The organism is Micromonospora sp. WMMD987 (genome assembly GCF_029581435.1).
Taxonomy (GTDB): Bacteria; Actinomycetota; Actinomycetes; order Mycobacteriales; family Micromonosporaceae; genus Micromonospora; species Micromonospora rifamycinica.
Genome location: NZ_CP120861.1, coordinates 4,891,047 through 4,917,006 on the forward strand (window position 1 = coordinate 4,891,047; position 25,960 = coordinate 4,917,006).

20 protein-coding genes are annotated in these 25,960 nt (G+C 73.3%); 7 read left to right on the plus strand and 13 right to left on the minus strand.

Annotated features, from left to right (window positions below):
• The first annotated feature begins 95 nt into the window (after positions 1–95).
• From O7612_RS20525 to O7612_RS20535, 3 genes are all read left to right on the plus strand, one after another.
• Entirely contained in the window at positions 96–1,655 is a 1,560-nt protein-coding gene (locus O7612_RS20525) for a serine/threonine-protein kinase (RefSeq protein ID WP_282266636.1), read from the plus strand.
• A gap of 102 nt (positions 1,656–1,757) precedes the next feature.
• Positions 1,758–2,567, plus strand: coding sequence for a metal-dependent hydrolase (locus tag O7612_RS20530; protein WP_282266638.1), 810 nt, complete (start codon positions 1,758–1,760; stop codon positions 2,565–2,567).
• A 130-nt stretch (positions 2,568–2,697) separates the two neighbouring features.
• Positions 2,698–3,348: a hypothetical protein gene (locus O7612_RS20535; RefSeq protein ID WP_282266640.1), complete on the plus strand. Its 651-nt coding sequence runs from the start codon at positions 2,698–2,700 to the stop codon at positions 3,346–3,348.
• A 39-nt stretch (positions 3,349–3,387) separates the two neighbouring features.
• On the opposite strand, the gene O7612_RS20540 is transcribed toward O7612_RS20535, so the two are convergent.
• From O7612_RS20540 to O7612_RS20570, 7 genes are all read right to left on the minus strand, one after another.
• The gene (locus O7612_RS20540; RefSeq protein ID WP_282273973.1) at positions 3,388–3,981 is read right to left on the minus strand and encodes an NTP transferase domain-containing protein; all 594 of its coding nucleotides are present in this window, start codon (positions 3,979–3,981) and stop codon (positions 3,388–3,390) included.
• Positions 3,982–4,117: 136 nt separating this feature from the next.
• Positions 4,118–5,797, minus strand: a complete 1,680-nt coding sequence (locus tag O7612_RS20545) for a bifunctional 3'-5' exonuclease/DNA polymerase (protein WP_282266642.1) — start codon at positions 5,795–5,797, stop codon at positions 4,118–4,120.
• A 550-nt stretch (positions 5,798–6,347) separates the two neighbouring features.
• Positions 6,348–7,268, minus strand: coding sequence for a carbohydrate ABC transporter permease (locus tag O7612_RS20550; protein ID WP_282266644.1), 921 nt, complete (start codon positions 7,266–7,268; stop codon positions 6,348–6,350).
• Between the two features lies 1 nt (position 7,269).
• A complete protein-coding gene (locus O7612_RS20555) occupies positions 7,270–8,178 on the minus strand; it encodes a sugar ABC transporter permease (RefSeq protein ID WP_067311563.1) in 909 nt (302 codons plus the stop codon).
• Between the two features lie 20 nt (positions 8,179–8,198).
• Positions 8,199–9,635: an N-acetylglucosamine/diacetylchitobiose ABC transporter substrate-binding protein gene (gene ngcE / locus O7612_RS20560; protein ID WP_282266646.1), complete on the minus strand. Its 1,437-nt coding sequence runs from the start codon at positions 9,633–9,635 to the stop codon at positions 8,199–8,201.
• A 25-nt stretch (positions 9,636–9,660) separates the two neighbouring features.
• A complete protein-coding gene (locus O7612_RS20565; protein ID WP_282266647.1) occupies positions 9,661–10,410 on the minus strand; it encodes an SIS domain-containing protein in 750 nt (249 codons plus the stop codon).
• A complete protein-coding gene (locus O7612_RS20570; RefSeq protein ID WP_282266649.1) occupies positions 10,407–11,354 on the minus strand; it encodes a MurR/RpiR family transcriptional regulator in 948 nt (315 codons plus the stop codon). Before O7612_RS20570 ends, O7612_RS20565 begins: the two co-directional genes overlap by 4 nt.
• Before the next feature lie 201 nt (positions 11,355–11,555).
• Here O7612_RS20570 and O7612_RS20575 point away from each other — a divergent pair, with 201 nt between their 5' ends.
• Complete coding sequence (locus O7612_RS20575) at positions 11,556–12,575, plus strand: BadF/BadG/BcrA/BcrD ATPase family protein (RefSeq protein ID WP_282266651.1); 1,020 nt, start codon at positions 11,556–11,558, stop codon at positions 12,573–12,575.
• A gap of 111 nt (positions 12,576–12,686) precedes the next feature.
• Here O7612_RS20575 and O7612_RS20580 read toward each other — a convergent pair whose 3' ends face one another.
• The 3 genes from O7612_RS20580 to murD all read right to left on the minus strand — a co-directional run bounded on the left by O7612_RS20580 (position 12,687) and on the right by murD (position 17,078).
• On the minus strand, positions 12,687–14,183 hold the full coding sequence (locus O7612_RS20580) for a CoA-acylating methylmalonate-semialdehyde dehydrogenase (RefSeq protein WP_282273974.1): 1,497 nt from the start codon (positions 14,181–14,183) through the stop codon (positions 12,687–12,689).
• Between the two features lie 47 nt (positions 14,184–14,230).
• Entirely contained in the window at positions 14,231–15,538 is a 1,308-nt protein-coding gene (locus O7612_RS20585) for an aspartate aminotransferase family protein (RefSeq protein WP_282266653.1), read from the minus strand.
• 193 nt (positions 15,539–15,731) lie between these two features.
• A complete protein-coding gene (gene murD / locus O7612_RS20590) occupies positions 15,732–17,078 on the minus strand; it encodes a UDP-N-acetylmuramoyl-L-alanine--D-glutamate ligase (RefSeq protein ID WP_282266655.1) in 1,347 nt (448 codons plus the stop codon).
• 88 nt (positions 17,079–17,166) lie between these two features.
• On the opposite strand from murD, the gene O7612_RS20595 reads away from it, so the two are divergent.
• Positions 17,167–18,516, plus strand: a complete 1,350-nt coding sequence (locus O7612_RS20595) for a hypothetical protein (RefSeq protein WP_282266657.1) — start codon at positions 17,167–17,169, stop codon at positions 18,514–18,516.
• Between the two features lie 145 nt (positions 18,517–18,661).
• On the opposite strand, the gene O7612_RS20600 is transcribed toward O7612_RS20595, so the two are convergent.
• The 3 genes from O7612_RS20600 to O7612_RS20610 form a co-directional block, all read right to left on the minus strand.
• Entirely contained in the window at positions 18,662–20,464 is a 1,803-nt protein-coding gene (locus tag O7612_RS20600) for a PucR family transcriptional regulator (RefSeq protein WP_282266659.1), read from the minus strand.
• Between the two features lie 87 nt (positions 20,465–20,551).
• Positions 20,552–22,003 carry an argininosuccinate synthase gene (gene argG, locus O7612_RS20605; protein WP_282266661.1) on the minus strand — a complete coding sequence of 484 codons (1,452 nt, stop codon included), beginning with the start codon at positions 22,001–22,003 and terminating at the stop codon, positions 20,552–20,554.
• A gap of 56 nt (positions 22,004–22,059) precedes the next feature.
• Entirely contained in the window at positions 22,060–22,917 is an 858-nt protein-coding gene (locus O7612_RS20610; protein WP_282266662.1) for an RNA methyltransferase, read from the minus strand.
• A gap of 88 nt (positions 22,918–23,005) precedes the next feature.
• On the opposite strand from O7612_RS20610, the gene O7612_RS20615 reads away from it, so the two are divergent.
• A complete protein-coding gene (locus O7612_RS20615) occupies positions 23,006–24,844 on the plus strand; it encodes a thiamine pyrophosphate-requiring protein (protein ID WP_282266663.1) in 1,839 nt (612 codons plus the stop codon).
• A gap of 263 nt (positions 24,845–25,107) precedes the next feature.
• Entirely contained in the window at positions 25,108–25,713 is a 606-nt protein-coding gene (locus O7612_RS20620; RefSeq protein ID WP_282266664.1) for a thymidylate kinase, read from the plus strand.
• The last annotated feature ends 247 nt before the right edge of the window (positions 25,714–25,960 follow it).

Below are 25,960 nucleotides of genomic sequence, written 5' to 3' on the forward strand. Positions count from 1 at the left end.
CGCCTCCGGTCGCCGTCCTTCCCCACCGCGCCCGCGGTCGAGAAACCGCAGCTAGGTGGCTACCCTGGTATCGGGGGGAGCCGAGGGGGAACGTCGTGCAGCAGCTGCTGGTCGCCGGGCGTTACCGGCTGCTCCATCTGGTCGGCACCGGCGGGATGGGCCGGGTCTGGCTGGCGCGCGACGAGATGCTGCACCGGGACGTCGCGGTCAAGGAGGTCGTCCCGCCGCACTGGCTCGCCGAGTCCGAACGCGAGGAACTGCGGCTGCGGACGCTGCGCGAGGCCCGTACCGCCGCCCGGCTCAACCACCCCAACGTGGTGCGCATCTACGACGTGGTGCACGACGGCGACAGCCCCTGGATCGTGATGGAGTACGTCGCCTCCCGGTCGGTCCAGCAGCTCCTGGGCGACGACGGTCCGCTGGACCCGCACCGGGTGGCCGGGATCGGCCTGGCGGTGCTGGCCGCCCTGCGCGCCGCGCACGCCGCCGGGGTGCTGCACCGCGACGTGAAGCCGCACAACGTGCTGGTCGCCGACGACGGTCGGGTGGTGCTGACCGACTTCGGGCTGGCCACCTTCGACGGTGGCGACGGGGTGATGACCGGGCCGGGCATGGTGCTCGGCTCGCCGCAGTTCGTGGCCCCCGAGCGTGCCCGCGACGGGGTGTCCGACCCGCGCACCGACCTGTGGTCGCTGGGGGCCACCCTCTACGCGGCGGTGGAGGGCCGGTCGCCGTACGCCCGGTCGAGCGCGATGGCGACACTGAGCGCCCTGGCCACCGAGCCCCCCGACCCCACGCGACGGGCCGGCCAGCTCCGCCCGGTGCTGGACGGCCTGCTGCGTCGCGACCCTGACCGACGGCTCACCGCCGCCGAGGCGGAACCGCTGCTGCGGGCGGCGCTCGCTGCCACGTCGGTGCCACCGGGCGACCCGGCACAGCGGCGACGCGAGCCCGCCCGGGACACCACGGTGGCGCCGGCCGGGGTCCGCCGTCACCGCCGGATCGCCCTGGTCGCGGTGGCCGTGGCGGCCGCCCTGCTGGCCGGAGCCGGCACCACGCTCGCCCTGCGGGCCGACGGTTCCACGCCGCCCTCACCGGGGGCCGGTGCCGGCGACCCGGTGGCCCGGCCGGCGGCCTTCCCGTGCGCCGCCCCCGCGCCGGCGAACGCCACCCCGGTCCGCTCCGCGCCGCCGCCGTCGGGTGAGCGGTTCGGCCTGGTTCCCGGTTGGACCTGGTACGAGGACCCGGCCGGATTCCGGATCGCCGCGCCGGCCGGCTGGCTGCGCTACACCGAGGGCACCGTGACCTGCCTGCGGGAGCCGGGTGGCCCCCGGGTGTTGAGTGTCGCCCCCGGTGACGCGCCGGCCGACCCGGTCGCCCACTGGAGGACCGAGGAGCGCCGGCTGACCGACGACGGCCGGCTCGCCGGCTACCGCCGGGTGGAGATCTCGGCGTTGGACATGTTCCGGGGCGGCGCGCTGTGGGAGTGCGAGTGGACCGGCCCGACCGGCGTCCGGCTGCACACCGCCCGGCTGCTGGTGCGGGTCGCCCCGGAACGCGCCTACACCGTCTCATGGTTGACAGACCAGTTCGACTGGCAGGTCAACGCGACATACTTCCTGATGATCCGGCAGAGTTTCCGCCCTGCCGCCTGACGCCCTCTCCTGTGGACCATCCGGGTGATTGCCCCGTCGACGGCGGCTCTGACACAGTGGCGTAGCGTTGTCGATCAAGAAAACGGGGAGGGGCGAGGCGACATGATGGGACCGTCCCACGCACTGTCGGGCGCGGCGGTGTGGCTGACCGGGTCGTGGGCACTGGACCACTTCGCCGACTACCACCAGTCCCCGCTCGCGTTGGCCGTCGGCACCGCGGTCTGCGCCGGGGGCGCGCTCTTCCCCGACCTCGACCTCTCCGGCAAGGTCACCCGCAACCAGGGCGGCGCCACGGTGGCCCGCACCTTCGGCGTCTTCTCGCTCTTCGTCGCCGAGGTGATGGAGAAGATCTCGCTCGGGGTCTACTACGCCACCAAACTCAGCCGGGATCCACGGCGCAACAACGGCCACCGGACCCTGACCCACACCATTCCGTTCACCGTCCTGGTCGGCTGGGGCACCACCGCGCTCTGCGCCGCGTACGGCAAGTGGGCGGTGGTGAGCATCCTGTTCTTCATGATCGGACTGGCGCTGCGCGGGCTCTTCGACGAGTGGGCCGAACGGGCCGGCTGGGTGATCGTCACGCTCGTCTCGGCCGCCGCCGCCTGGTTCACCTTCGCCAACCTGCCGGGTGACCGGGGTTATCCGATGATCGGGCTGGCCGTCGGGGTAGGGTGTTTCGTACACATCCTCGGCGACATGATCACCAAGGCCGGGGTGCCGATCCTCTGGCCGATCCCGATCAAACGTCGGATGTGGACGATGATCGGGCTGCCCAACAGCATCGCGCTGCGGACCGGCAGCAAGGCCGAGGTGGTGGTGCTGCGGACCGCCCTGACCGTGCTCTCGGTGCTCGCGGCGGTCGGCCTGGTCGCCCCCTCGGTACTCCAGCGGTTCAACATCGAGGTCTGACCGGGGCTGCCCCCGTCTCGCGCACCTTCCCTGGTCACTGCGGTGCCGGCCGGTCCCGGCACCCTGCCCCACGGCGGGACCGCCCAACCGGGGGAAGTACGGGGGGTACGGCGACGCCTACGATGCGAGCATGTCCGCCGGCCCCAGGACCCGTACCCTCGCCGGAACCCGCCGCGGACGATCGATCGCCGGCCTGTCGGTCCTGCTGTCCCTGGCCCTCTTCGGCGGTGTCATCTGGGACGCCGGGTACGCCCGGCTCTACCCGGCGGCACGGTTCCTGCACCGGCCGCTGCCCCTGCTCGGACTGGCCACCCTGGCCGCGCTGACGCTGGTGGCCGCCGGCTGGCTGGCCGCCCGGCAGCCCCCCGCCTCGACGGCGCTACGGCTCAGCGCGCTCGGCTGCGCGGTGCTGCTCGGGGTCGGCACCTCCGCCTGGGGTATGTTCCGCACCGGTTTCGCCTCGACCGTCGAACGGGACTCGACGCTGGCGGTCTCCCCCGACGGCCGGTACGCCGTGGTCCGGCTGGACATCCGGGACTGGAAGGACCTCCCGCACACCGAGCTGCGGGTACGGTCCCGGGCGGGCCTGCTCAGCCGCGACGCCGACCGGGAACTGGTGGACTGCCGCCGCGGTTGGCCCAGCGGACGGATCGACGCCGAGTTCGTCGGTGAGCGGACGGTCCGGGTGACCCCCGCCGGCCGCTCGGCGGTCACCGTCGCCTTCGACCAGCGGTTGCGCCCCCAGCACCGGGTGGACGCCTGCCGTCCGAGCGACGGCTGAGCGCCGACCGGGCGGCCGGGCGACCCGCCAGCGCAGCCCTCAGACGCCGACCCGCTGGGGTGGCACGGTGAGGCCGTAGAGCGCCATCAGCTCCGGGCTGTCCACCCGTTTGCCGTCGGCGACCGAGTCACAGGCGATGTCGACGATCTGGTCCTTGTGCGCCAGCAGGTAGGGCCGGGCTCCGACGTCGGCGCTGGCCAGTGTGGCGATGCCGGCCCAGTGCCGACGGCCGAAGAGCATCGGGTAGCCGCGCAGTCCGTCGTAGGTGGCGCAGGCGAGCACGTCCGGGTACGGCAGGGCGGCCACCCGCCGGACCGCCGCCGGGGTCAGACCGGGCATGTCGACCGGCACCACCACCACCGCCTCGACCCGCTCGTCGGCCAGCGCGGCCAGTCCGGCCCGGATCGACGAGCCGACCCCCGTGCCCCACGCCCGGTTGACCACCACCGTGGCCGGGCTCAGGTCGGCAGCGGCGCGGACCTCGTCGGCCGCCGCCCCCAGCACGACCGCCAACTGCCCACAACCGGCCTCGGTCATCGTCTCGATCATCCGACTGACCAGCGGTCGGCCCTCCAGGCACAGCAACGCCTCCGGGCCGCCCAGCCGGCGTCCGCCGCCCGCCGCGATGATCATTCCTGCGATACGCACACCCGGTGCAACGAGCCCCCACGAGATGAGTGTCGGCACGAAACGGATATTTCACGCGTATAACCCACTGGGTCCGGCCCGCCCCGGCCCCGCCAACGGCCCGGTGGGGTGGGGTGGGGCGCTAGGTGGCGTCGGCGTAGCAGTCGACCACGGAGAGGTCGAGGGGAAAACGGACCGGGGAGTCTCCGAACAGCAGGGTCGAGGCCCGTGCCCCGGCCCGGCGGACCGCCTCGGCGACCGCCCCGGCCAGCTCGGCGGGACAGTGCACGATCACCTCGTCGTGCTGGAAGAAGACCAGTTCCCCACCGGTGTCGGCCAGCTCGCCGCGCAGGGTGGCGAGCAGCGTCGAGGCCCACTCGGCGGCGGTGGCCTGGATGACGAAGTTCCGGGTGAACCGACCCCGGGACCGGGCGGCCCTGGCCCGGGGCGAGCGGGGGTCCGAGCCGGCATCCGGATCCGGCGGGGTGTCGTCGTCGCCGAGGCCCGCCGTGCCCGGGGGACAGGTCCGGCCCAGCCAGGAACGGACCAGGCCGCCCGCCTCACCGGTACGCGCTGCCGCCTCCAGGAAGCCGAAGGCGGTCGGATAGCTGCGTTTGAGCACCGCCAGGGCCGGCAGCGCCCCACCGCCGGTCTGCCCGTACATCGCGCCGAGCAGGGCGAGCTTGGCGCGAACCCGGTCACCGCCGAAGGAGTCCCGGGCCAGCGCCGCATAGAGGTCACCGGCCGCGCCCGCGGTGGCCAGCCGGGCGTCACCGGAGACCGCGGCGAGCACCCGGGGTTCCAGTTGACCGGCGTCGGCCACCACCAGCACCCAGCCCGGATCGGCCACCACCGCCCGACGGATCACCTTGGGGATCTGCAACGCACCGCCGCCCCGGGTCGCCCACCGGCCGGAGACCACTCCGCCGGGGACGTACTCCGGGCGGAACCGACCCTCGCGGACCCAGGCGTCCCGCCAGGCCCAGCCGTGCGCCGTCCAGAGACGGTAGAGCTCCTTGTATTCGAGCACCAGCGGCACGGCCGGATGGTCGACGCCGCGCAGCACCCAGGCCCGGGTGTTGGGCAGTTCCACGCCGACCCGGGCGAACGCGCGCAGCAGCTCCGCCGGGGAGTCGGTGTGCAGTTGCCGGACGCCGAGGGCCTCGGCGATCCGGGCGGCCAGCTCGGCCAGCCGCCGGGGCGGCCCACCCACCGGGGACGGCTCACCCAGCAGCTCGGCGAGGAGCGCGTCGTGCACGTCGGCCCGCCAGGGCAGCCCGGCGGCGGCCATCTCCACCGCGACCAGCGCGCCGGCCGACTCGGCGGCCACCAGAAGCCGGAACCGGCCGGGATGGGCGGTGGCGGCGATCCGGGCGAGCTGGTCGGCGTACACCCTCGTCACGGCGTCGATGCCGGGAGCCGGCAGGCCGGGGACGGCCTCGAAGAGCGTGGCCTGCCCGTGGCCGGGCGGCGCGGGCGGCCGGGGCGGCGGATCGGGCGGCACGGCGGCCCCGGTGAGCCGGGCGAACGCCGCGGCCGGTGAACGGGGCTCGCCCCACCGGCCGGCGTGCCCCAGCAGCAGCGCCTCGGTCAGCTCGAGGTCATGGCAGCGCTCGACGCGCACCCCGGCGCGCAACAGGATCGGGTAGACCGCCGTGCCGGAGCCCCACACCCAGCGGGGGCGCTCGACGCTCTCCCGGGCGGCGACGGCGCCGGGCAGGTCGTCGACCAGCTCGACCGCGCCGAGCGGCCGACCGGCGGCGTCCAGCGGCCGCAACGCGCCACCGCCCCGCTCGCCCGCCGCCACCGCCACCACCGCCACGGCCCGATTCTGCCCCGCCCCTGTGACACCCGTCCGGCCGTCGGAATCCGTCCGCCCCGGTCGCGCCGCCCCAGACTGCCAGCGGGCCGGACCTCGCGCGGCCCGCCGTGCCCGGCCCGCCCGCGCGGCGCCCGGAGGCCGGAGCGGACGGACACGGCCGGAGCGAACGGGAGGCGGGGTGACAGGCCGGTGGACGGGCGGGGTGACAGGCCCGCGCGGACGGGTGCGGTGATGGGCCACGTGCGGACCGGGCGGGGTGATGGGCCGGCGCGAATGGACAGGATGACAGGACCGCGCGGACGGGCGGGGTGATGGGCCACGTGCGGACGGACGGGATGATGGTCCACGTGCAACCCGTATGCCCCGCAGGCATATTTATGCCCGCGGGGCATATGGGTTTCGGACACACATGCCTGTCCGACCCCCGGGAGCGGCGGCGGGATGGGCTGCCGGCCGTGCCGGAGATCAGGCCGGACACAGGTGCCTGTCCGACCCGAGGACCTGTCCCACCCCAGGACCTGTCCGATCCGGGAAGCGGCAGTGGGTTGGGCTACTTGACCGCACCGGAGGTCAGGCCGGACTGGATCTGCCGTTGGAAGACCGCATACACGATGATCATCGGGAGGATGGCGATGGTCAGGGCGGCGAACAGGCCGGACCAGTCGGCCTCGTAGCCGGCGTTGACCGAGATGTCGGCGATGCCCTGGGTGAGCACCCACTTGTCCTTGGCGTTGGAGAGCAGCACCAGGGGCAACTGGTACTGCGCCCACTGTCCGATGATGTTGAAGATCGCCACGCTGATCAGGCCCGGCTTCGCCATCGGCAGCATCACCTGGAAGAACAGCCGGGTGTGCGAGCACCCGTCGATCATGCCGGCCTCGGCCACCGAGTTCGGCAGCGTCCGGAAGAACGCGGCCAGGAAGAAGACGGTGAACGGCAACGAGTAGGCGATGTAGACCAGGATCACGCCGGTGTGGGTGTCCAGCAGGCCCAGGTTACGGACCACGAAGAAGAGCGGAACCAGAGCCAGGAAGACCGGGAACGCCAACCCGGAGACGAACAGGTAGTAGATCGCCCGGTTGCCCCGGAACTTGTACCGGGCCAGCACGTACGCGGCCATCGAGCCGAGCAGCATGGTGCCGAAGGTGCTGCACGACACCACGAAGACGCTGTTGAGGAAGTACCGGCCGACGTGCGCCTTGGTCCAGGCCCGACCGAAGTTCTCCCAGCGCAGTTCCGCCGGCAGCGTCCAGGGGCTGCTGAAGATCTCGCTGGTGTTCTTGAACGCGGCCAGGAACGTCCAGAGGATCGGCACGATGACGATCACCGCCCAGACGGCGAGCGCCAGCTGCCCCAGCCCGCTGAACAGCCGTACCTCGTGGTGCTGACCCCGGCCCCGGCGGGCGCGGGTGGCGGGCCGGCCCGGCGGGGTCTCCGCCGGGGCCGACGTCAGCGTCGTCTGTGCGGCCATCTCAGTACTCCACGCTTTCCCGCTTGGTCAACCGCAGCGTCAACGCCGCGAACGTGAGGGTGAGGAAGAACAGCGCCACGCCCATCGCCGAGGCGTAGCCGTACTTCGAGTAGACGAAGGCGTTGCGGTAGATCTCCACCGCCAGCACCGTCGTCGCGCCGTCCGGGCCGCCGCTGTCCACCGAGAGCACCGCGACGATGGCGAACGCGTCGAACGCGGCGATGCCGAGATAGATCCAGGCCACCTGGAGGGTGTCCCAGAGCAGCGGCAGGGTGACCCGGAAGAAGAGCATCACCTTGCTCGCCCCGTCCATCTCGGCCGCCTCGTAGATCTCCCCCGGGATGGAGGCCATCCCGGCCGAGAAGAGCACCACGTAGAAGCCGACCGCCTGCCAGACCAGCACCGCGATGATCGACCAGAGGGCCAGGTTCGGCCGGATCAGGAACAGCACCGGATCCAGGCCGAGCTTCATCAGCACGCCGTTGATCAGGCCGGACTCGTTGGGCCGGTACACCATCTGGAACAGCACCGCGATGATGGCCACGGCGAGGACCTGGGGGAAGAAGAACACCACCCGGTAGAACCCCGACCCCCGGACCCCCTGCCGCTGACCGCCCACGCTGCGTCCGCCCACGTTGAGCAGGAAGGCGAAGAACAGCGCGATGGCGATCGTGATCAGCGGCAGGGCAAGCAGCAGTACGCCGTGGTGCTGGACCGCCTGCCAGAAGCGCCCGTCGTCGAGCAGCCGCCGGTAGTTGTCGAAGCCCACCCACTGCGGGGCGGACAGCCCCCGCCAGTTGGTCATCGAGATCTGGAACGCCTGCGCGTACGGTGCGATGACGAAGACCACGTACAGCGTGACCGGGGCGAAGAGGAACCCGATCACGAACGGATACTTGCCGTGCCGCATGATCCCGCTACTCCGATCGGTCAGCGCGTGAACTTGGCGACGGAGCTGTCCTTCTTGATGGCGTCGGCCCGCTTCTGGATCCGCTCCACGAAGGCGTCCGCCTTGATCCGGCCGAACATCAGCTCGTTGGTGGCGGTCCGCGCCTCGGTGTCCAGCTCCTTGTACCAGCCGTCGAAGTACAGGTTGAACACGTCCTTGCCGGCGGCGGCGAGCGCGGCCTGCGAGCTGGCCACCCCCGGCGGGAAGGCGAAGCCGGCGCTGCCCGCGGTGACCACCGTCGGGGCCTTGACCACCTCGGTGAAGCCCTTGGCCCCGGCCACCGAGAGCATCTGGCGCATGTACTCCAGGCCGCCGCGCGGGTTCTTGCTCTTGGCCGAGACGAAGTAGCCCTCACCGGCGGTGGCCCGCACCGCGGTGCCCGGCAGCTTGTCCGAGCCCGACAGGCTCGGCACCGGCATCAGCTGGTAGTCGAAGCCGGCCGGCGTGTCCTTCTTCTGCTCGCCCTCCAGCCAGTCGCCGCTGGGGTAGAGGGCCAGCTTGTACTGGTTCTGCCGGAGCTGCACGTCGGTGTGCTTGAGCCCCTCGAAGCTCTTGTCGACGTACTTCGCGCCGATCTCGGCCCACGCCTCGGCGGCCTGCTTGACCGCGTCCTGCTGCCAGGCACCGTCCTCCAGGTTGTCGATGTTCTTCAGCACGTCGGTGCCACCGATCTTGGCGGCGTGGGTGAGGATCACGTTCCACTGGTAGTAGGCCGCGTTCGCCCCGGCGTAGCCGTACGGGGTGATGCCCTTGGACTTGATGCCGTCGAGCAGGGCGGTGAACTCCGACCAGTTCTTCGCCGGTGCCCAGCCGTTCTCCTTGAACAGCTTGCCCGAGTACCAGATCCCGAAAACGGTGGAGACGTAGTACAGGACGTAGGGCTTGCCGTTGAACGAGCCGGCCTCGACCGTGCCGGGCACCACCGTGTCGCGGACCTTCTTGTTCGGGTCGTCGACCGAGGGGGCGTCCCACAGCTCGGTGAGGTCCATCAGCTGCCCGTCGGCGACCAGCGAACCGAAGTCGATCAGCTTCTCGCCCGAGTTGTTGACGAACTCCGGCGGGTTGCCGGAGGCGAACCGGGGCTGGAGCACGGTGGAGACCGCCTGGGTCGACTGGTGCTTGACCTCGGCCTTGGGGAACGCCTTCTTATACAGCGGCTCGTGCACGTCGGTGGCGTACTTCTCGCCGTAGCCGCCGTTGAAGATGACCACCTCCAGCGGCGCGTCCTCGGGGGCGCCGAGCGGGTTGGCGGCGCTCTTGGTGCCCTCCTCGGCCTTGCTGCCGCCCTCGTCGGAGCCGCTGGTGGCGCAGGCGCCGAGCAGGCCGACCACCGGGGTGGCGAGCAGGCCCGCGGCGGCGGTACGGCCCAGCAGGGTGCGGCGGTCCAGCGTGGTCGGGGTCTCGGGGGTATTCGACATCGTCGTCTCTCCTTGGGTGTCCGGGTCAGGCGGTCCGCCGGAGACGTCCGGCGTACCGCGACTCGAGGGCGAGGTTGTGCGCGTCCCCACCGGGGACGTTGGCGGAGAGGTAGATAGGGGGTACCTCTCCGACCTGGTGGAACCGTCGGACGACCTCCGCTGTCAGCACCTGCGCCAGCAGCGCCGAGGTGACCGAGGAGGTCGCACAGACCGCGCCGCCGCCCTCCAGCGGCAGCAGTGCGTCGCCGTACGGGGCGCCGTTGTCCAGCACGACGTCGGCGAGGTCGGCGAGCCGGTGGCCGGACAGGTGGCGGGGGGCCACCCGGGTGGTGTGCGCGACCGAGGTGACCGCGATCAGCGGGTGGCCGCGCCCGGTGACCAGCGTCGCCAGCTCGACCACCGAGCCGTTGATGCCGGACTGGGAGGCGATCAGGAAGACGTCGGCCGGCTGCGGTCGGGCCAGCGGGTAGAGCTGGTGGGCCACGGCCGGATCCCGTTCCAGCTTGGGGTCGGTGAGCACGTCGCGCGGGGCGTCGCCGTGCAGCACCAGGTCGTGCAGGCCGAGCCGGTTGGTGGGGACCAGGCCACCGGCCCGGGCCACCAGGTCGGCGGCGAACGCCTCGGAGTGGCCGGCGCCGAACGCCTGGAGCACCCCGCCGGCCCGCAGGCTCGTGGTGATCAGGTCGGCGGCCCGGCCGATCGCCTCGGCCTGGCCGTCGACCACCCGGTCGAGCAGGGGGCGGACGGCCCGGGCGTACCCCTGGGCACTGATCATGAGGTGGTCCCCTTCGCGGCCTTGTGCCCCTCGACGGCCTGGGCGGTACGCCGGAAGGCCGCGTGGGCGCGGTCGTGGGTGCGCTGCGCCACGGCGATGTAGAGCAGGTCGAGCACGACGAGCTGCGGGTGCCGGGCGGACAGCGCGTCCGGCCGGAACGTGGTGGCCTGGCTGGCGGTGAGCAGGACGAGGTCGGCCAGCTCGGCCAGCGGGGAGCGCGGGAACCCGGTCAACGCCACCGTGGTGGCGCCCCGGCTGCCCGCCTCGGCCAGCATCTCGATGGTCTCCCGGGTCTGCCCGGTGTGCGAGATGCCCAGCGCCACGTCGCCGGGGCCGAGCAGCGCGGCGCTGGCCAGCCCCTCGTGCACGTCGCTCCAGGCCCACGCCGCCACCCCGATGCGGTGCAGGCTGAGCTGCATCTCCTCGCCGACCAGGGCGCTGCCGCTGGCGCCGAAGATGTTGACCCGGGCCGCGCCGGCGATGGCGACCGCGGCCCGTTCCACCTCGGCCAGGTCGAGCAGCGTGGCGGTGTCGTGCATGGCCCGGGTGTCGGCGGCCATGATCTGGTCGAGCACCCGGGCCAGCGGGTCACCGGGTTGGATCTCCCGTCCGATGTCGACGGTCCAGCCGGCCGAGCGGGCCCGGCCGGTCTCGGAGGCGATACCCAGGCGCAGGTCGGCGTAGCCGTCGAAGCCCATCGCCCGGCAGAACCGGGTGATGGTGGCCGGTGAGGTGCCACTGCGTTCGGCCAGTTCGACGATGGTGGCGCGGGCCGCCGCCTCCGGGTCGCTGAGCACCTGCTCGGCGACCCGGCGCAACGCTCCCGTCAGCTCACCCGCGCCGGCCCGGACCCTGGCCAGCACCCCGTCCGCGCCCCGCCGGTCGGCCGGCTCGGCGTCGACCACCGCGGTTGCCGCGGTGGTGTCCCCCTCGCGTTCGGCCATCGACCCGCCCTTTCGGAAAAGAGTGTTAACTGTTAGTGGTAAAAGTTCTTACTGAAGGCCCCTTCCTGTCAAGACCATGGGCGAAGTTTTCAAACTGTTACCTGCCGCCGCACCCCGGCACCGGCCACCACCCTTGCCCTCCGGCCCCCGCAGCGACCAGCATGGACACCCCCACCCCAGCCCGCCCGGAGGTCCCCGCCGATGTCCGACACGGTCGTGGTCGGCCTCGACGTCGGCGGCACCTCCACCCGGGCGGTCGCCCTGACCCTCACCGGCGAACGCCTCGGCACCGGCCGGGCCGGCGGCGGCAACCCCACCAGTCACGGTGCCGAACGGGCCGCCGCCGAACTGCTGACCGCCCTGCGCGACGCGGTACGCGGAATCGACCCGGCCCGGGTCCACGCCGGAGCCATCGGGCTGGCCGGGGCGGGCCGGCTCCGCGCCGACCCCGACGGCCGGGCCGCCTTCGACCGGGCCTGGTCGGACGCCGGCCTGCGCTGCCCCTACACCGTGCACAGCGACGCCCTCGTCGGCTACGCCTCCGGCACCGCCGCACCCGACGGCACGATCCTCGTCGCCGGCACCGGGGCGATCGCCGCCCAGGTGCGCGGCCTGCGCCTGGACCGGGTCGCCGACGGACACGGTTGGCTGCTCGGCGACGCCGGCTCCGGCTTCTGGCTGGGCCGCGAGGCGGTCCGTACGCTCCTGGCCGACCTGGACGCCGGCACCGCACCCGGCCCGCTCGGCCGACGGTTGCTCGCCGAACTGCTCGGCACGACCGACGTGGCGGCCCGCCCCCGGGACACCGTGGACGCGGTGGTCCAGGCGGTCACCCGCCAGCCGCCGGTCGCCCTGGCCCGGCTCGCGCCGCTGGTGGTCGACGACGCCGCCGACGGTGGGCCGGTGGCGGCCGGACTGCTCCGGCGTGCCGCCGCACACCTGGTCACCAGCGCCGGCCGGATCCGCCCGACCGGCGCGACGACACCGCTGGTGCTCGGCGGCGGGCTGCTCACCGGGGACACCCCGCTCGCCGCGGCGGTCCGGGTCGAGGTGGCACGCCACTGGCCGGACGCCCCGGTGCACCCGGCCGGGGACGGCGCGGCGGGGGCCGCCTGGCTCGCCGCCCGCACCCTGCCCGGGTTCACCGACCCGGCCGCCCGGCACGCGTTGCTGGTGGCCCCGGCCCGGACGGCGGCGGCCACCCCGGAGGGGGCCTCCTGACCGCCGACGTCCCGCCGGCACCCACCATGGCGCGTCCCTCGTCGCTCACCACGGACGATCGTTATCGGTCAGACGGCGCGGCCAGGACGGGGCAGGCCAGGACGGGGCGGGTCAGGTGGCGGTGGGGAAGCCGAGGTTGACGCCGCCGTGGCGGGGATCGGGCCAGCGGCTGGTGACCACCTTGCCCCGGGTGAAGAACCGCACCCCGTCCTCGCCGTGGGCGTGCAGGTCACCGAAGAGGGACGCCTTCCACCCGCCGAACGAGTAGTAGGCCATCGGCACCGGAACCGGCACGTTGATCCCGACCATGCCCACCTCCACCTCGTGCTGGAACCGCCGGGCCGCCCCGCCGTCGTGGGTGAAGATCGCCGTGCCGTTGCCGTACGGGTTGGCGTTGACCAGCGCGACCGCCTCGTCGTACGAGTCGACCCGGACGACGCCGAGCACCGGCCCGAAGATCTCGTCGGTGTAGATCGACATGTCCGGGGTGACCCGGTCGAACAGGGTCGGGCCGAGCCAGAAGCCGCCCGGTTCGCCGTCCGGCACGACCTGCCGGCCGTCCACCACCGCGACCGCGCCCGCCGCCACCCCGGCCGCCACGTACGACCGGACCCGCTCGGCGTGCCCGGCGGTGACCAGCGGACCCAGGTCGACGCCGCGTCGGCCGTCGCCGGTACGCAATCCGGCCATCCGGTCGGCGATCCGGGCCACCAGGGCGTCGGCGACCGGCGCCACCGCGACCAGCGCGGAGATCGCCATGCACCGCTGGCCCGCCGAGCCGAACCCGGCGTTGACCGCCGCGTCGGCGGCCAACTCCAGGTCGGCGTCGGGGAGGACCACCAGATGGTTCTTCGCCCCGCCCAGGGCCTGCACCCGCTTGCCGGCCAGCGAGCCGCGCCGGTGCACGTGCCGGGCGACCGGGGTGGAGCCGACGAACGACACCGCCCGTACCCCGGGATGGTCCAGCAGCGCGTCCACCGCCTCGGCGTCGCCGTTGACCACGTTGAACACCCCGTCGGGCAGGCCCGCCTCGGCGAACCACTCGGCCAGCAGCAGCGCCGCGCCCGGGACCTTCTCGCTCGGCTTCAGCACCACCGCGTTGCCACAGGCCACCGCCAGCGGCAGGAACCACAACGGCACCATCACCGGGAAGTTGAACGGCGAGACCACCGCCACCACCCCGAGCGGCTGCCGCAGGCTGTACGAGTCGACCCCGGTGGAGACGTTCGCGCTGAAGCTCCCGCGCACCGTCGAGGCGATGCCGCAGGCGTACTCGATCACCTCGATGCCGCGCTGCACCTCCCCGGCGGCGTCGGCGAGCGCCTTGCCGTGCTCGGCGGTGATCACCCCGGCGAGCCGGTCCCGACGGGCGTGGACCAGTTCCCGGAAGGCGAACAGCACCGCCGTGCGCCGGGCCAGCGAGGCGTCCCGCCAGCTCCGGGCGGCCCGCTCGGCCGCCTCGACCGCCACCGCGACGTCCGCCGCCCCGGCCAACGCCACCCGACCGGTACGCCGACCGGTGGCCGGATCGAAGACGTCCCCGAACCGGCCGGACGTCCCGTCGACCCGCGCACCGTCGACGAAGTGCCCGATCCGGGTGACCTCCACCGTGGGTGCGGCCTGCGGGCCGGGTGACGTCCGCCGGGTCGCCCCGGTCACCGCGCCGCCTCCGCCGCCACCGTCGACCGGATCGCCTCGACCAGGATGGCCAACCCCTCGCGGGCCTCGTCCTCGGTGAGGGTCAGCGGCGGCCCCATCCGTAGCACGTTGCCGTGCAGGCCGCCCTTGCCGACCAGCAGGCCACCGGCCCGGCACGCCTCGAAGACCAGGGCGGTCAACACCGGATCGGGCTCCGACCCGCCGGGCCGGACGAACTCCACCGCGAGCATCAGCCCCCGGCCGCGCACCTCGGCGACACCGTCGAGGTCGGCGACCGTGGCCCGCAGGCCGTCCAGCAGGATCGCGCCGACCCGGGCCGCGTTGGCCTGGAGGTCGTGGTCGAGCAGGTAGTCCAGGACCGCGTTGCCGGCGGCGGTGCACAGCGGGTTGCCGCCGAAGGTGGAGAAGCTGATCGCCGGAACCGACTCCATGACCTCCGCCCGGCCGACCACCCCGGCCAGGGCGAACCCGTTGCCGATGCCCTTGGCGAAGGTGAGCAGGTCCGGGGTGACCCCGTGCGCCTGGTAGCCCCAGAAGTGCTCCCCGGTGCGCCCCCAACCGGTCTGCACCTCGTCGGAGATGAGCAGGATGCCGTGCTCGTCGAGAACCTTGCGCCAGCCGGCGAACAACCCGTCGGGCGGGGCGACGAAACCGCCCACGCCCTGGATCGGCTCGGCGATCAGGCAGGCCACGTCACCGCTGGTCTGGGTGGCGAGCACCTCCCGCAGGTCCTCCACGGCGGCGTCCATCCGGTCGGCCTCGGGCAGTCGGGCGAGCAGCCCGCGCAGCCGTTCACCGGAGTGCAGCCAGGCCACCTGGAGCGGGTTGTGCGCGCTGGCCGTCCAGTTGCGGTGACCGGTGATCCCCATCGTCGCGTACGACCGGCCGTGGTAGCTGTTGCGGACGGCGAGGATCTGGTGCGACCGGCGGTGGTTGGTGGCGACCAGCAACGCCGCCTCGTTCGCCTCGGTGCCCGAGTTGGTGAAGAAGACCCGGGCGTCCGGGATGCCGGCGAGCGAGGTCACCTTCTCGGCCAGCTCCACCTGCTGCCGGATCAGGTAGAGGGTGGAGGTGTGCACCAGGCCGGTCCGCAGTTGGCGCTCCACGGCCTCGCGGATCTCCGGGATGTCGTAGCCGATCATGTTGGTCAGCACGCCGCCGAAGAAGTCCAGGTAGCTGCGCCCCCGGGCATCGGTGACCCGGCGACCGGACCCGGCGACCAGCTCGATCGGCTCGGTGTAGTAGAGCGGCATCCAGGAGGGGAGCACGGCCCGGTGTCGGGCCAGCAGGTCGTCGGCGGTCATCGGCACACCCTTCAGCGGCGGCTTGCGCGTTCCCCGCACGCTGCCACCCCGACCGGCCCACGACAACTGACACTGTGTAGCCCGGCGACCGTCCACTCCTGACACGGCGTCACCCGACACCGGCGTCACCCGGCCCGGTGCCCCCGGCCGGCGTCCCGGCCCGCAGCCGGGCCGGGGTCGCGGGGCCAGCGGCTCAGCCGGCGGTGTCCCGGATCGCCTCGGCGAAGACCTCGGAGCGGTGCTCGAAGTTGCGGAACCGGCCGTAGCTGGGGGCCGCCGGCGAGAGCAGCACCACCCCGTCGGCCGGGGTCACCGACCGGGCCAACCGGACCGCGTCCACCAGGTCGTCCACCACCTCGGTACGGACCTTCGGCAGCCCGGCCAACGCCGCCACGATACGGGAACCGCTGTCCGGAATCCCGATCACGGTCAGCTCCCGCTCGGCCAGGTGCTCGGCCAGCGGCGTGTAGTCCAACCCCCGGTCGGTGCCGCCGACGATCACCGTCAACGGCCGCCCGTCGTACGCGTCGATCGCGTGCATCGCCGCGTACGGGCTGGTGGCGAGGGTGTCGTCGACGAAGGTGAGACCGGACGGGTCGACGATCTCGGTGAGCCGGTGGGCCAGCCCGTGGAACCCGGCGACCGCCACCGCCAGGGTGTCCCGGTGACCGACCACGTCGATCCCGAGCGCGTCGAGCACGGCGAGCGCCACGCAGAGGTTGCCCGCGTTGTGCCGGCCGACCAGCGGCAGCACCTGTCGGGCGAAGAGCGGCCGGTCGCCGAGGTGGAACCAGTCGGTGCCGTCCGGGCCGGTGGCGACGTGGGCGGTGTCCGGCAGGCCGGCGCGGATCGCCGCCCGGTCGCCCAGCTCCAGCGCCAACCGCGGGTCGTTGCCGTTGACCACCACCGTCGGGGGGCCGTACGCGATCAGGTTGAGCTTGTCCCGGTAGTACTCGGCCTCACCGCCGTGCGCGTCCAGGTGTTCCGGGAACAGGGCGGTGACCACCGCGACCCGGGGGGAGTCGGTCAGGTCGCTGCACTGGTAGCTGGACAGCTCCAGCACGTACAGCTCGGCGTCGGGCAGGTCGAGGGTGGGCACGCCGATGTTGCCGCCCAGCACGTTGGGCCGGCCCACCGCCGCGAGCAGGTGGCTGATCAGGCTGGCGGTGGTCGACTTGCCCTTGCTGCCGGTGACCCCGATCGTCCGGCCGGCGTGGTCGGCCATCCACAGCGCGGTGCCCTGGGTGACGGTGACCCCCCGGGCGCGCAGCTCGACCAGCCACGGGTGGGTGTTGGGCACCCCCGGGGAACGGACGACGATCTCGGCGGCGGCCAGCCGGGCGTACCCCTGCTCCCCGGTGACCAGCGGCGCGGCCTCGGCGAGCGGTCCCTCCCAGGCCACGGTGAGGAAGTTGGCGCTGTCGTCGACCGCGACCAGATCCGCCGGGCCGTGCGCGGCGATGGCGGTCACGGCGGCGCGGCCCTCCCGGCCGGCCCCCCAGACGGCGACGGTACGGCCGCGCAGATCGGACAGGCGCACGAACTCTCCCTGGGGTGTCGACGACGGGGCACCGGCCCCGTCCGGCGCAGCGAACCCGCCCCGGACGGACCAGGGCCTAGTATGGCGTGTGCCCAACGAGCAACTCCGGCGGATGGACGCCTTCACCTTCCCGTCGTACTCGGTCGACCTCGCCACCGGTGAGGTGTCGTTCGACTACGCGCTGACCGGCCCCGACGGCGAGCAGCGGTTCACCGAGACGATCACGCTGCCGCTGCCGGACGGGCCGCCGTCGGACGAGACGGTGGCCACCCTCGGCCGGGTCCTGGAGCTGCTGCACGTGGTGGCCGGGGTGAGTTACTACAAGGCCGCCGCGCCGCCGCGCCTGGTGCTGCCCGCGCCGCTGGGCGGGGCCGCCACCGCGCTGGTCACCGCCGTCTACACCAGGGGCCTCGCCGAGTACGCCTACCGCAACCAGCTCCCGCACGTGCTGGAGCTGCGCCCCGAGGTGCCGGCCGGCGAGGTGTCGCCGCCCCGGGTGTACGACGACTCGGACCGCCGCCCGCTGTCGGCCGTCGGCGGGGGCAAGGACTCCATCGTCAGCCTGGAGGCGCTGCGCCGGGCCGGCTTCGACCCGGTGCCCTTCTCGGTGAACCCCAACCACGTGATCGTCGCGGTGAACGAGGCGTCCGGGCTGCCCGCGCTGGCCGCCCGCCGCCGGCTCGACCCGGTGCTGTTCGACCTGAACGCGGCGGGTGCGCGCAACGGGCACATCCCGGTCACCGCGATCAACTCGCTGATCGCGGTCGCCACCGCCGTGCTGCACGGACTCGGGCCGGTGGTGATGTCCAACGAGCGGTCCGCGTCCGATCCGAACCTGATCTGGAACGGTCACGAGATCAACCACCAGTGGTCCAAGGGGGTCGAGGCCGAGGGGCTGCTGCGGGCGGCGCTGGCCGAGCACGCCGGGCTCACCGAGCCGTACTTCTCGCTGCTGCGCCCGCTGTCGGAGCTGCACATCGCCCGGCTGTTCGCCACCATCGACCGCTACGACGCGGTGGTGACCAGTTGCAACGCCGCGTTCAAGCTGCGTGACGCCAGCGCCCGCTGGTGCCGCGACTGCCCGAAGTGCCGGTTCGTCTTCCTGGCCATGGCCCCGTTCATGAGCCGGGACCGGGTGGTCGGCATCTTCGGTGGCGACCTGCTGGCCGACGAGGCGCAGATCCCCGGCTACCGGGAACTGCTCGGCGTGGACGGGCACAAGCCGTTCGAGTGCGTCGGCGAGGTCGAGGAGTCGGTGGTGGCGCTGGGCCTGCTCGCCGAGCAGGATCAGTGGCGCACCGCCCCGGTGGTCCGCGCCCTGGTCGACGCGGTGCCCCCGCAGGCCTGGTCCACCGCCGCCACCTCCGACGTCTTCACCCCCGGCGGCCCCAACCACGTCCCCACCCCGTACACCAAAACCCTGGAATCCCTCACCTGACGCCGAGAACCACGCGCGATCTTGGAGTTGTGGTGCCCGCCTCGCGGGGTTATGACCCCTTGTGTGTCCACCACAACTCCATGATCGACACGGGTGGGGGTGGGGTGGGGGTGGGGTGGGGGTGGGGTGGGGGGTGGGGGTGGGGTTAGGGGGTGCGGATGGCGTCTAGGGCTAGCAGGGCTACGTGCAGGGACAGGCAGGTCTCGACCGAGTCGAGGTCGACGCCGAGGATCCGGCCGATCCGGGCCAGCCGCTCGTAGAACGCCGGTCGGGACAGGTGCGCGGCGGCCGCGCCGGCCGACTTGTTGCGCCCCTGTTCCAGGTACGCCCGCAGGGTGCCGAGCAGCTGCTCCCGGGGATGCTGCGCGTCGTGGGTCAACAGCGCGCCGAGTTCCCGTTCGACGAAGGTCTGCAACCGGGGTTCGTCGCGGAGCAGGTGCAGCAACCCGGCCAGCCCGACGTGCGGCAGCCGGAAGATCGGCAGGTCCCGGCGGTCCCGGCGGGCCGCCTCGGCGAGCTGCCGGGCCTCGACCAGCGAGCGGCGTACCTCCCGCAGGCTCCCCACCCCGGAACCGGCGGCGACGATCACGCCCGGCTGGTGGCTGTTCCCGCCCGGCGGCCCCGGCTGGTCGGGGTGGCGGCGGCGCAGCGCGGCGGCAAAGGCGGTGAGGGCGCGTTCCTCGGCGGTGGCGTCCGGCAGGGCGAGCAGCACACCCACCGCCTGGTCGTCGACCGGGCTGGTCAGGCCGGACAGCTTCGTCTCCCGGAGCGCCTGCCCCACCGCCTCGGCGAGGTCGCGCAGTCGGGCCGGACCGGCCTGGGGGTCCGCCGGGGTCGTCGGTGCCGGCCGACCACCCGGGGGTGGGCCGGGACCGTCGACCGGCGGCCCTCCCTCGCCCGGCACGGGGCTGCCCGGGGTCCGGTCGCGGCGGTGCCGGACCATGATGCCGACCAGGTGCCGGCGGTCCAGGGTCACCCCCAGCGCCCTGGCCCGCAGCGCGATCTCGTCGACCGGGCGGGAATGGTCGAGCAGGGCGGTCAGCAGCGTACGGTGCAGCTGCCGCTCCAGCCCCTCGGCGTCGCGCCGGATCAGCCGGCCCAGCGCCAGCGTCGAGGCCGCCCGCTCCACCAGGATGGTCAGCCGGGTGGGCGGGCTGCCGACAGGTCGCCCGGCACCGAGGTCCCCACCGGCGGGCCAGCGCAGCAGCAACCGGCCCCAGTCCTGCCCACGCGCACCGACGGTGGTCACCAACCAACCGCTGTCCGCGTCGTACGCCGTCCGCCCGGTGGGGCGGATCCGCCGGGAGTGCTGCTCCCAGCCGTCCAGCAGCAGCTCGGCGCTCTCCCCCGCCGGGTCGTAGCCGAGCACCTGCCGGGACAGGTTCTCCAGCACCACCGGGCAGCCGGCCAGCTCGGCGGCCTGCCGGAGCACCTCGGCGGCCCCGGCACCCTCGACGGACAGGTCGGTGAACCGCTGGTGGATCTCCTCGGTGGCCCGCAGTTCGTGCAGTTGGGCGTCGACGATCAGGGCGTGCACCGCCTCGGTGATCCGTACGAACGGCGTGGCCCGGCGCAGCTCGACCAGGGGCAGCCCGCGCCGCTCGGCCGCCGCCGCCATCACCCGGGGCACCTCGGACGGGTAGCGGCGGCCCAACTCGACCACCAGACCGGAGACGCCCACCTGGGCGAGGTCTCCGATGAAGGCGCGCAGGCCGGCGTCGTCGGCGGGCAGCCCGATGCCGGTGGTGAGCACCAGCTCACCGCCACCGAGCAGGGTGGCGATGTCGGGCACCTCCGCCACGTGCACCCAGCGCACCGGCCGGTCCAGGGCAGCCTCCCCGGCGACCAGCCGGGGCGCACCGCGGCGGACCGGGTCCAGGGCCAGCACCTCACGGACGGTGGGGAACACGGGCGACACGCTACCCTCCGTGATCCCTGTTCCGGCCATCGCCGCCGGCCGGTCCGGGCACGCTGGCGTCGACCGACGGCCGGCACCGCATCCGGTCCTGGCAGGCGTCCGCCAGGGCGGAGCCGGTCAGTCGACGCCGAACTCCATCGCGGCCCGGTCGAGGGCCTCGTCGGCGGCGGAGGTGACGCCCCGGGAGGCGATGGCCTCCGCGCCGCCCTCCGGCATCGCCCCGATCAGCCCGGTCGCCGCCGCCTGGGCGGCACCGATCGCCCGCTGGGTGGACCCGCCGCCGACCAGGCCGAGGGTGACGTACTGCTCCAGCTTGGCCCGGGAGTCGGCGATGTCCAGGTTACGCATGGTGAGCTGACCGATCCGGTCGGACGGGCCGAAGGCCGAGTCCTCGGTACGCTCCATCGACAGCTTGTCCGGGTGGTAGCTGAACGCCGGCCCGGTGGTGTCCAGGATCGAGTAGTCCTCGCCCCGGCGCAGCCGCAGGGTCACCTCACCGGTGACCGCGGTGCCGACCCAGCGCTGCAACGACTCGCGCAGCATCAGCGCCTGCGGGTCCAGCCAGCGGCCCTCGTACATCAGCCGGCCGAGGCGACGGCCCTCGTGGTGGTAGTTCGCCAGGGTGTCCTCGTTGTGGATGGCGTTGACCAGCCGCTCGTACGCGGCGTGCAGCAGCGCCATGCCCGGGGCCTCGTAGATGCCCCGGCTCTTGGCCTCGATGATCCGGTTCTCGATCTGGTCGGACATGCCCAGGCCGTGCCGGCCACCGATGGCGTTGGCCTCCAGCACCAGGTCGACGGCGCTGCCGAACTCCTTGCCGTTGATCGTCACCGGGCGGCCCTGGTCGAAGCCGATCGTGACGTCCTCGGTGGGGATCTCCACCGACGGATCCCAGAACCGGACCCCCATGATCGGGTTGACCGTCTCGATGCCGGTGTCGAGGTGCTCCAGGGTCTTCGCCTCGTGCGTGGCGCCCCAGATGTTGGCGTCGGTGGAGTACGCCTTCTCGGTGCTGTCCCGGTACGGCAGGCCGCGTTCGAGCAGCCACTCCGACATCTCCTTGCGGCCACCGAGTTCGGTGACGAAGTTGGTGTCCAGCCACGGCTTGTAGACCCGCAGCTGCGGGTTGGCCAGCAGGCCGTACCGGTAGAACCGCTCGATGTCGTTGCCCTTGAAGGTCGAGCCGTCACCCCAGATCTGCACGTCGTCGGAGATCATCGCCCGGACCAGCAGGGTTCCGGTCACCGCCCGGCCCAGCGGGGTGGTGTTGAAGTACGCCCGGCCGCCGGAGCGGATATGGAACGCGCCGCAGGTCAACGCGGCGAGGCCCTCCTCGACCAGGGCGGCACGGCAGTCGACCAGGCGGGCGACCTCGGCGCCGTAGCTGAGCGCACGACCGGGCACCGAGTCGATGTCGGGCTCGTCGTACTGGCCGATGTCGGCGGTGTAGGCGCAGGGAACGGCGCCCTTGTCGCGCATCCACGCGACCGCGACCGAGGTGTCGAGGCCGCCGGAGAAGGCGATGCCGACACGTTCGCCGATGGGCAGGGAGGTGAGAACCTTGGACACGGGGAAGATTATGCACGAGGCCGCATTCTCATGCAAATAGCCGGTGGTCGTGGTGACTACCCGTCGACCGGATCGTCGCGCCCCAGCTCCCAGAAGGCCACCGCCGCCGCGGCGGCCACGTTCAGCGAGTCCACGCCGCGCCGCATCGGGATCACCACCCGCACGTCGCTGGCCGCCTGGGCCGCCCCGGTCAGGCCCGGCCCCTCCGCCCCCAACAGCAACGCCGCCCGCTCCCGCTGCGCCGGGGTCAACCGCTGCATCGGTACGGCGTCCGCCGCCAACGTCATGGCCAGCACCGTGAACCCCGCCGCCCGCACCTGGTCCAACCCCACCGGCCAACGCTCCAGTTTCGCGTACGGCACCGCGAACACCTCCCCCATGCTCACCCGCACGCTGCGCCGGTACAGCGGGTCGGCGCAGGACGGCGAGAGGAGCACCGCGTCGACACCCAGCGCCGCGGCCCCCCGGAAGATCGCCCCGAGGTTGGTGTGGTTGTTGATGTCCTCCAGAACCACCACCCGCCGGGCGACGGCCAGCACCTCGGCGACGGTGGGCAACGGCTTACGGTGGAACGAGGCGAGCACGCCCCGGTGGACGTGGAAGCCGGTCGCCTTCTCCAACACGTCGGGGGTGGCCGCGTAGACCGGCGCGTCCCCGGTGTCCAGGTCGGCGAGCTGGTCGACCCGCTTCGCGTCGACCAGGTACGACCGGGCCGGATAGCCGGCCCGCAACGCCCGGCGCAGCACCAGCTCCCCCTCGGCGATGAACAGCCCGTGCGGGGGCTCCCAGCGGGTGCGCAACTCGACGTCGGTCAACGCGCGGTAGTCGGCGATCCGTGGGTCGTCCGGGTCGGTGATCTCGTGAACGGGCACCGCCCGATTCTGCCGGGTGGCCCGGAGCCGACCCGAGGGCACGGTCGGGTTTTGCCGGACGCGGACGGGTTTCCGGGGGCGTGGCGCGGGAAGGGGGCGGGAAACGGACGCTACCGGAGGGACCACCACGATGAGCGCAACGGGCAACGCCGACGGCCGGTTGCCGAAGAACGCCACGGTCGCCGACCACATCGTGGCCCGCCTCGCCGAATGGGGGGTACACCGCTACTTCGGTTACCCGGGGGACGGCATCAACGGCATGACCTCGGCCCTGCAACGGGCCGGCGACCGGGTGGAGTTCGTCCAGGTGCGCCACGAGGAGACCGCCGGCTTCGCCGCCACCGCCCACGTCAAGTACGGCGGCGGCCCGCTCGGCTGCGCCCTGGCGACCAGCGGCCCCGGTGCGATCCACCTGCTCAACGGCCTCTACGACGCCAAGCTCGACCACCAGCCGGTGGTGGCCCTGGTCGGCAACACCGCGCTCACCGCCGAGGGCGGCGGCTACTACCAGGAGGTCGACCTGCTCGCCCTCTACAAGGACGTGGCCTCGGACTTCCTGGCCCAGCTCGACGACCCGTCCCAGGTGCGGCACCTGGTGGACCGGGCCTGCCGTACGGCGCTGTCCCGCCGGACGGTGACCGCGCTGGTCCTCCCGCTGGACGTGCAGGACGAGCCGGCGGTGCCGGACCCGCCGCACGCACACGGTTACTACCACACCAGCGCTGTCCCGAGCAGCACGCCGACGGTGCCGCCGGAGGCGGAGCTGCGCCGCGCCGCCGAGGTGCTGCGCGGCGGCGGGAAGGTGGCGATGCTGGTCGGGCAGGGTGCGCTCGGTGCCGAACAGGAGGTACGCCAGATCGCCGACCGGCTGGGTGCCGGGGTGGCCACCGCGCTGCTCGGCTTCACCGCCGTGGACCACCGCGAACCGTGGGTGACCGGGGCGATCGGCCTGCTCGGCACCCGTCCGAGCTGGCAGCTCATGCAGGAGTGCGACCGGTTGCTGATCGTCGGCAGCAACATGCCGTACTCGGATTTCTATCCGCCGCAGGGGCAGGCCCGCGCGGTGCAGATCGACCTGGACGGCACCCGGATGGGGCTGCGTTACCCGACGGAGGTCAACCTGACCGGCGACGCCGGTCCCACCCTGCGGGCGCTGCTACGGGAGCTGGACGACGGCCCCGCCCCGACAGCCTGGCGGGCGAGCCTCGCCGACGCCACCTCCGCCTGGCGACGCGCCCAGGCCGACCTGGCCGGGCAGCCCGCCGACCCGGTGAACCCGCAGTTGCTGTTCCACACCCTCAACGACGCGCTGCCCGACGACGCGATGCTCGCGGTGGACTGCGGCACCGCCACCGCCTGGTACGCCCGCCACCTCCAGGTCCGCCCCGGCATGCTGGCCAGCCTCTCCGGCACCCTGCTGTCGATGGGCGGGGCCATGCCGTACGCCCTGGCGGCGAAGTTCGCCCACCCCGACCGGCCGGTGGTGGCGCTGATCGGCGACGGGGCGATGCAGATGAACGGGGTCAACGAGTTGATCACCGTGGCGAAGAACTGGCGGCACTGGGCCGACCCGCGTTTCGTGGTGCTGGTGCTCAACAACCGGGATCTGGCGTTCGTCAGTTGGGAACAGCGCTCCACCGAGGGCACCCCGCGCTATCCGGCCAGCCAGGACGTGCCGGACGTGGCGTACCACCGGTGGGCCGAGCTGCTGGGCCTCGACGGCGAACTGGTCGACTCCCCCGACCAGGTCGCCGGGCTCTGGCGTCGGGTGCTCACCGCCGACCGCCCGGTGGTGGTGAACGCGGTGGTCGACCCGGCCGAACTGATGCTGCCTCCGCACTTCACCCTCGACCAGGCCCGCAAGACGGCGGCAGCCCTGCTCCGGGGCGACACCGACCGTGCCGGCATCATCCGTCGCGGCATCCCCGCTACCCTCGCCACCTACCGCCCCCGCCGCAAGAACCCCTGACCCAACCCACCCCAGCCCAGCCCCGCCCCGGAAGCAGGGGGCCAGGAAGCAGGGGACCGGGGAGGAGAGAGCGGGGGCGGGCACGGGGTGGGGTGTGCTGCAGAGGGCGGGGGCGGGGCACAGGGTGGGGTGCTGGAGAGAGCGAGGGCGGGCACGGGGTGGGGTGTGCTGCAGAGGGCGGGGGCGGGGCACAGGGTGGGGTGCTGGAGAGAGCGAGGGCGGGCACAGGGTGGGGTGCTGGAGGGGGTGGCTAGGGTGCGGGGATGGGGCGTGGGGTGGTCGTCGCGTTGGTGGGGGTGGACGGGTCGGGGAAGTCGACCCAGGCCAGGCGGCTGGCGGGTCGGCTGCGCCTGGCCGGCGTACCAGCGGTCTACCTGGAGAACGCCGGCGGACGGCCACTGTGGAACCGGCTGGCGCGGGCGGTGGGCCGGCGCGACGGGGTGCACCTGTTCGGCCGGCGCGGCTACCCGGTGCTGGAGGCGACGGTGCGCTGGCTGGCGCTGGCCCGCGCGGTGGCGGTCACCCGGCTGACCGGGCGGGTCGGGGTGATGGACCGCTGGACCTGGTGCCAGTACGTCATCATGCAGGCCCGGGGCGACCGGGGCATCCGGCTGGTCCGCGCCGCGTACGCCCTCTTTCCCCGGCCGGACCTGGTCTGCTTCCTGGCGGTCACCCCGGAGCTGGCCCAGCGGCGGGTGCTGGCCCGGGGCATCGACACCGAGGAGTTGGCCCACCTGGCAGCGTTGGACACCGGCTACCGGGCGCTACCGGAGTTCGGCAGCTTCACCCTGATCGACGGCGATGCCGACCCGGCGACGGTGGCCGGCGCCCTGGACCGCGCGGTCGCCACGGTGACCGGCAGGCGGTAGCCGTCACCGGCACCGCGCCGACAGCCCCGATGACCGGCAGGCGGTAGCCGTCACCGGCACCGCGCCGACAGCCCCGGTGGCACCACACAGCCGACACCCCGACCCAGCCCGGTGGGGGCACACCAGCCGGCACCCTGGTCCCCTCGACCGGATGGTGGTCCAGCCGGTTGCTCCTCGCCACTGCCGCTGAAGATCACGCTCGATCCGTGTTCGAGTGGCCTCTCAGGCGTTTGGACGCCACTAGAAC